7 protein-coding genes are annotated in these 7,077 nt (G+C 67.7%); 3 read left to right on the forward strand and 4 right to left on the reverse strand.

Annotation, left to right across the window (positions count from 1 at the left end; translation table 11 throughout):
- The 4 genes from VIB55_RS08500 to VIB55_RS08515 form a co-directional block, all read right to left on the reverse strand.
- The coding region (locus VIB55_RS08500; RefSeq protein ID WP_331876232.1) for a 5'-3' exonuclease H3TH domain-containing protein at positions 1 to 1,324 on the reverse strand (1,324 nt) is incomplete at its 3' end.
- Between the two features lie 76 nt (positions 1,325 to 1,400).
- Positions 1,401 to 2,573: an AI-2E family transporter gene (locus tag VIB55_RS08505; RefSeq protein ID WP_331876233.1), complete on the reverse strand. Its 1,173-nt coding sequence runs from the start codon at positions 2,571 to 2,573 to the stop codon at positions 1,401 to 1,403.
- A gap of 198 nt (positions 2,574 to 2,771) precedes the next feature.
- On the reverse strand, positions 2,772 to 4,187 hold the full coding sequence (locus VIB55_RS08510) for an ATP-binding protein (protein ID WP_331876234.1): 1,416 nt from the start codon (positions 4,185 to 4,187) through the stop codon (positions 2,772 to 2,774).
- A 172-nt stretch (positions 4,188 to 4,359) separates the two neighbouring features.
- On the reverse strand, positions 4,360 to 5,397 hold the full coding sequence (locus VIB55_RS08515; protein ID WP_331876235.1) for a TerC family protein: 1,038 nt from the start codon (positions 5,395 to 5,397) through the stop codon (positions 4,360 to 4,362).
- 403 nt (positions 5,398 to 5,800) lie between these two features.
- Here VIB55_RS08515 and VIB55_RS08520 point away from each other — a divergent pair, with 403 nt between their 5' ends.
- The 3 genes from VIB55_RS08520 to VIB55_RS08530 form a co-directional block, all read left to right on the forward strand.
- Positions 5,801 to 6,073, forward strand: coding sequence for an autorepressor SdpR family transcription factor (locus VIB55_RS08520; RefSeq protein WP_331876236.1), 273 nt, complete (start codon positions 5,801 to 5,803; stop codon positions 6,071 to 6,073).
- Positions 6,070 to 6,717 (forward strand): SdpI family protein, encoded by a 648-nt coding sequence (locus tag VIB55_RS08525; RefSeq protein WP_331876237.1) that lies wholly within the window; start codon positions 6,070 to 6,072, stop codon positions 6,715 to 6,717. The genes VIB55_RS08520 and VIB55_RS08525 overlap by 4 nt, the downstream gene beginning before the upstream one ends.
- A gap of 18 nt (positions 6,718 to 6,735) precedes the next feature.
- Positions 6,736 to 7,077 (forward strand): DUF4019 domain-containing protein (locus VIB55_RS08530; protein ID WP_331876238.1); only part of this gene is annotated, 342 nt, incomplete at its 3' end.

The following is a 7,077-nucleotide window of genomic DNA, read 5'->3' on the forward strand; positions in this document are numbered from 1 at the left end:
CCTCGCGGCGGAACACCAGGAAGTCGTACTTCAGGTTCTGGCCCACCTTCTTGACGCCCTCGTCCTCCAGCAGGTCCAGGAGCGGCTTCATGGCCTCGGAGTGGAGGTCCGGCAGGTTGCGGACGACCTCGCAAACGGGCGATCCATCCTTGCCCACGAGCGGCGTGGCGTCGCCCAGCAGCTCGCCCTGCTCCGGCCCGCGCGTGCGGTGGCGGAACGGGAGGTAGTACGCCTCCCCGGGGTTCACTCCGATGGAGATGCCGCACAGGCACGCCCGCATGGGATCGGTGTTGTCCGTTTCCGTGTCGACGGCGAACCGCCCGGCCGCGCGCGCCTGGTCCACGACGGCGCGCACCTCGTCCACCGTGGAGAGCAGCGTATAGGTGCCCGCCAGGCGGTTGGTGCGCACCTCCGGCTCCTCGGCCGGGGCCGCCCAGTCGCGGGCCAGCGTGTGGAACTCCAGGTCCAGGAACAGGTCCTTCAGCCGGGCGCGGTCGGGCTCCTGGAGCTTGATGGCCTCCAGGTCCAGCTCCACCGGCAGGTCTTCGCGGATGGTCACCAGCCGCTTGGAAAGCCGCGCGGAGTCGGCGAACGCCTCCAGCGCCTCGCGGGCCCGCTTGCTCTTGATCTCCGCCGTGTGGGCGATGATGTCTTCGATGCTGCCGTACTGCTCGATCAGCTGCACCGCCGTCTTCGGCCCGATTCCGCTGACGCCCGGCACGTTGTCGCTCGCGTCGCCGATCAGCCCCAGGTAGTCCACCACGCGGTCCGGCTTTACGCCCAGCCGCTCGTGGGCGTTGCGCTCGTCCACCCACTCCTCTTCCACGGCCGTGGGGCCGCCGCGGCCGGGGTTCAGCAGGCAGACGTGGGGGCGGATCAGCTGGTAGAAGTCCTTGTCGCCCGAAACGATCACCGCCTCCAGCCCCTGGTCCACCGCCTTGCGCGCCAGCGTGCCGATCACGTCGTCGGCCTCGTAGCCGTCCAGCTCGAGAACGGGAATGCGGAAGGCCTGCACCAGCTCGCGGATGCGCGGGATGGAAAGCGCCAGCTCGTCGGGCATCTTCTCCCGCGTGGCCTTGTACTCGGGATACATCTCCACGCGCTCGGAGTCGCCCGCGTCGAACACCATCCCCAGGTAGTCGGGCTGGTGCTTTTCCATCACCTTGATCAGGAAGCGCGCAACGCCGAACGCGGCCGAGGTGTTCTCGCCCTTGGACGACATCAGCGGGCGCGAGATCAGGGCGAAGAACGCGCGGTAGATCAGCGCGTAGCCGTCGATCAGGTACAGGCGCTCGCGGGTTTTCTCTGGCTTTTCTACGGGCATCGGGCGGGCCGGGTACAGGGGTCTTCGGGCGCCGCCAATCTACCCGCCGCGCCGCCCGTCCGACAGTCGGCGGGACCTACCGGATCACCGCCCGCCGCTCGCCCCGGTCGCGCTCCCCCAGGAACTCGCCGACGGCCGCGAGGGATTCGATGTGGTCGCAGAAGATCTTGAAGGTGGCCAGCAGGGGCACGGCGATGAAGGCGCCGGGAAGCCCCCAGATCCAGAACCAGAAGGTGAGCCCCACCAGCAGCGCCACGGGGTTCAGCGCCAGCCGGTGCCCCATCAGGGCCGGGCTGACGAAGTTGCCCTGGATGATGTTGATGCCCAGGAACACCCCCGGCACCAGCAGCGCCTGGCCGATGGTGTCGTACACGGTCAGCGCGGCCAGCGTGAGGATGGCCGTCATGATCAGCGCGCCCAGGTAGGGGATGAATTCCAGCACCACCACCATCGCGCCCCACAGCAGCGGGTTGGGCATTCCCAGCGCCCACATGGCCAGCGCCACCACCACGCCCTCGGTGAAGGTGATGGCGAAGGTGGTGAGCAGGTAGGTAGAGATGGACGCCTCGGTCTTCCGCGCGATCTCCACCGCCTTCTGCTTGTCGCGCAGGTTGGGGAGGACCTTGATGAGCTTTTGCAGGAACAGGTCGCCGGCCGCCAGCAGAAAGTACAGCAGGATCAGCACTTCCATGGCGGCGACCAGGAACTTCTGCGTGGTGCCGAAGATGCGCGCGATCAGGCTGGGCTGGCGGACGACCACTTCCTGCGCCGTTTCCGGCCCGCCCACCGCGCCCGCCGCGTCTTCTACCTGCGCCGCCGTCTGGCTCGCGCGCTCGAACGGCTTCAGCACCTCGTGGATGCGGGCCTGCGCGGTGGCGAACGTCTGCGGCGCGCTCGACGCCCACCCCTGCACCGGCCCCGAAAGCTCGTATCCCACGAACCCCACGGTGCCCAGCAGCCCCAGGATGATGAGCCCCGCGCTCACCGGCGGGCGGATCTTGAAGCGCGCCAGCGCCCGCACCAGCGGGCTGAACAGGAAGCTCAGGAGAAGCGCGACGACGATGGGCAGCAGGAAGGGCCGGGCGAAGTACAACGTGTAGAGCAGGGCCAGCACGGTGAGCGTGGTGACGCCGGCGGAGCGTCCGCGCGCGCTGTCCATCGCAGCGCCGGTCCTGCCCAGGTCCGGCGTGGGCGCGCCCTCCTCCACCGGCCGCGCCTGCGCGGTGGCATCCACGTCGGGCGTGAGCACCGAGTCTCCGCCCGGGGCGGCGGCGGATACGTCACCTGAAGGCGGTGGCGGGGACTCGCCGGGATCGTTTGTGGACATGGGCCGTGTCACAGGGGCAGAAGACCATCGATCAACAGCTGTGCAGAACTTGCGCCCCGCGCGGAGTATCGCGCCTTACGTTGATTACAGCATTGTAACTTACAAACATGTAACCAACGTTCAAGCGAAGAGTTCTGCGGCCGACAGGTGCAGGGCTTCCCCCGCAGAGATGCGCCTGTTCAAGGCCGAATCCTGTGAGCCTCGGCCGGAGAACAGGGCAAACGTAATCGGACCGGCCCGCTTCAGTTCCGCGGCGATGAGGGCGCCTCGGCGCTGCAGGGTGTCCAGGTCGGTTGATGAGACCGTTCCCCACTTGCACTCGCCCAGCAGCACTTCGCCGGCCGGGCCAAGCGCGACCACGTCTACCTCTTCCTGCCCGTCCTCCGTCCACCAGTTCCCCACCTGCACGGGCTTGAACGGCAGCCCGGGGTGGCGGCCGCGGGCGACGAACGCTCTGCACGCCTCCTCGAATACCGGGCCCATGTGCCCGTCCAGCCGCGGCTGGACCTCGGCCGTCCACAGGTCCTCCGGCGAGCGCAGCTCGGCGAAGCCGCGCGAGCGCAGATCCAGAATCACCCGGTACCAGAACACCAGGTAAGGATCCGTCACGCGGTAGCGAATCGTCTTGGGGCTCGGGTTGGGATACTGAGTGATGGGAGCCTCGCGGCGCACCACGTCCATCTCCACCAGCCAATCCAGGGGCCGCTTGAGTGACGCCGTACTCTTCCCCACGCGGCTGGAGATCTTGTTCCAGCGCGTTTCCCCCGCCGCGATCGCTTCCAGGATCGAGTAATGCACTTCGGCATCGGGAACGAAGGCATCGAACACGTGCGCGCCCTCGTCGTACAGGCGAGCGCCGGGCGCCAGCACGTGACGCGCGACGTTCTCGGCCAGTGAGAGCTCCGGCTCGATCACCGAAACCTGTCCCGGCAGGCCTCCGAAAATCCCATACATCTGCATCCGGTCGGCCGGCGACCACGCAGGAGCGAAGGCCGCGGCATCATGATACGAGAACGGCCGCACCTGGATCTGCCGCGTGCGACGGCCGAACAGCGGCTGATCGGCTTCGGTCAGCCGCCTCATCGCGCTGATGTGCGATCCACTGAGCACCAGCTTGATCCGGGAGCCGGCGAACGCGTGGTCCCATGCGTGCTGGACCAGTGACGGCAGGGCCGGGGCTGCATCGGCCAGGTAGGGGAACTCGTCCAGGACCAGCATCAGCGGCTTGCCCGCCGCGCGCTCCACCAGGTACTCGAACAGGTCCTCCCAGGGGACCGCGCCCACCCGGCGCAGCGCCGCGTCCCCGAAGTGCTCGCCGATGACGCGCGTGAGCGTCGCCAGCTGCTCCCGTTCCGTCCGCCTGGTGGCCTGGAAGTAGATGCCTTCCACCGCCGAGGCGAAGCGCGTGAGCAGAAAGCTCTTCCCCGCCCGCCGCCGCCCGATGACGATGGCCAGCTCCGGGCGCGGAGAGCGGAAACAGGCCGCCAGCTCCGCCCACTCGGCCTCACGATCGATGATGTCGCCCGGCTTCTCCATACATGCCTCTCGGACCGCAGTCACTTACATTATTGTAACTTACACGATTGTAACTTACTCCGGTGTAATCTACAAGCGTCAGAGCGCATGCGCTTTTGGGTACGAAACGAGGTCACAGAAGGTGAATCCTTCCGTGACCTCCATAACACTCCGTGTGAACCACCGCCCGCGATCAGACGCGCGGGTCCTCTGGCGGGATGGGCGGCACCCCCGAGTCGTCCGCCGCGTCCAGCGGGTCGTGCGTGACCGGCTGGTTCTCCTCGAGCGCCTTGGGCCAGATCAGCGAGGCAACCACCGAGAGCCCCAGCACGCCCGCCACCACCACCAGCGAGATGGCCACCGGAATGTGGAAGTGCAGCGCCGTCACCAGCATCTTGGCGCCGATGAACATCAGCACGATCGACAGCCCCAGCTTCAGGTAGTGGAACTTGTCGATCACCCCGGCCAGCAGGAAGTACAGCGACCGCAGGCACAGGATGGCGAACACGTTGGACGTGTACACGAGGTACGGGTCGCGCGTGACGGCGAAGATGGCGGGGATGGAATCCACCGCGAAGATCAGGTCCGTCGTTTCCACCAGCACCAGCACCACGAACAGCGGCGTCGCGGCGTTGCGCATCCGCCCGCCGATGTTCTGCCGGACGAAGAAGCTCTGCCCCTCGTACTGGCTGGTGATGGGGATGAAGCGGCGGATGAGCTTGAGCGCGGGGTTGGACTCCGGCTCCACGTCCAGCTCGTCCTGGGTGGCCATCTTGATGCCGGTGTACACCAGGAACGCGCCGAACACGTAGATGATCCAGTGGAAGCGCTCGATCAGCAGGGCGCCCGCGGCGATCATGACGCCGCGCATGACCAGGGCGCCCAGCACGCCCCAGAACAGCACCCGGTGCTGGTACTGCGGAGGCACCCGGAAGTACGCGAAGATCAGGACGAAGACGAAGATGTTGTCGACCGACAGCGCCAGCTCGATCAGGTAGCCCGTCAGGAACTCCAGCGCCTTCTGCTTGCCCTCGACGCCCTCGACGGGCAGGTATCCCGTCCAGATGGCCCCGGCGAAGATCAACGCCAGCGCCGCGGTCATCGCCGCGAAAATGCCCGCTTCGCGCACCTTTACCACGTGCGCCTTGCGGTTCAGCACGCCCAGGTCGATCGCCAGGATGACGAACACCAGGAGCGTGAACCCTCCGTATGCCAGAACGTCTCTGCTCAAGCCTGCCTCCGGTGCGGCGCCGCGATGGTCGCGGCGCGAAGTTCGGTTACGCGCACGAAAAGGGGCGAAACCCTCGTCCCGGACCCGGCCGCGCGTGCGGCACGTTCCCGTGCGACGAAGGTCTCGCCCTGACGGCGGGCGCCCGCGGCGCCCTGCGTCCCAACCGGACCGTGCGGGCTGCCCCGCAGTCTTGACGATCCGGCCGCCGGCTGTCTCGCCGGTGAGCTACTCCCCTTCCTGAGTGCGGAAGCTATCCGGCAATTCCCCTGCCGTCAACGCAAAGGCCTTCCGAGCCCGCCTTTCCATCACGCTTGACTTCCCATTCGCCATCCTTTATTTAGATGATCGTCTAATAGACGTTCGTCTAAGCGACGGCCACGACCCGCGACCGCTCCAGGCACCGATGCTCGATGAAACGCTGCGCGCGCTGGGCGACCCCACCCGCAGGGAAATCCTGCGGGTGCTGCGCGCGGGCGACCTGACGGCGGGCGACATCTCGGGGCGGTTTCCCATGACGGCGGCCTCGGTGTCGCACCACCTGTCCGTGCTCAAGGAGGCGGGGCTGGTGAAGTCCGAACGCAACGGGCGCAACCTGGTGTACTCGCTGGAAACCACGGTCTTCCAGGAGTTCCTTCAGCAGATGCTGGATCTTTTCGGCAAGGGAGACGAACGATGAGAACTCGCTGGCTCGCCCCGGCCGTTGCGCTGGCCATGTGGGCGTTCGCGCTGGCCGTGTTCGCGCGGCTGCCCGCGATGGTGCCGTCGCACGTGAACCTGGCGGGCGAGGTGGACGGCTGGCTGCCGCGCTCGTACGGCGCGTTCCTCCCCGCCTTCATCGCCACCGCGATGGTCGTTCTGACGCACCTGGTGCCCCGCATCGATCCGCGCGGGTCGAACGTGGAGAAGTTCCAGGGCGACTGGCGGCTGCTGCTGAACCTGATCGTGCTGTTCTTCGCCGTCGTGGAGCTCACCACGCTGGGCTACGCGCTCGGCTGGCCGGTTGACCTGGGGCGGGCCAGCCTGGTGTCGGTGGCGCTGCTGTTCGTGGGTATGGGCAACTACCTGCCTCGGGTGCGCAGCAACTGGTTCATGGGCATCCGCACCCCGTGGACGATGGACAACGAGCGGGTCTGGCGCGCCACGCACCGCGTCGGTGGCCGCACCTTCGTCGCGGCGGGGCTGATGCTGGGCATCGCCGCCCTGCTGCCGGAGGGCGCCAGGCCGGGGCTGACGCTCGCCTCCATCGCCGTCGCGGTGGTGATCCCCCTCGTCTACTCGTACGTGGCGTGGCGGCGCGACATGGCCGGCCGTCCGCTCTGAACCTGCGTCTCTCCTACCATGACTTCGATGAACGGACGGATGATGGCGGTCCGCGTGATGGCGGCGCTGGTAAGCCTGCTGATCGCAGCCTCTGCCGCGGATGCGCAGACGCCGGAGCAGGACGCGGTGCGGGCGATGGAAGCTTGGACGAAGCTGGTGGATGAAGGCCGGTACGACGAGGCGTGGCGGCAGGCCGCGCCGGCCGTGCAGGAACACGTTCCGCTGCCGGCGTGGGAGGCCAGCCTGCGCGGAGCACGAGGCAGCCTGGGCACGGTGTCAGGACGCGTGCTGGAGTCGGCCGAGGTGATATCCGCCCCGCCGGGCGCACCCGCGGGCGAGTGGGTGCGCGTGCGGTTCGTG

This window comes from Longimicrobium sp. (genome assembly GCF_036554565.1).
Taxonomy (GTDB): domain Bacteria; phylum Gemmatimonadota; class Gemmatimonadetes; order Longimicrobiales; family Longimicrobiaceae; genus Longimicrobium.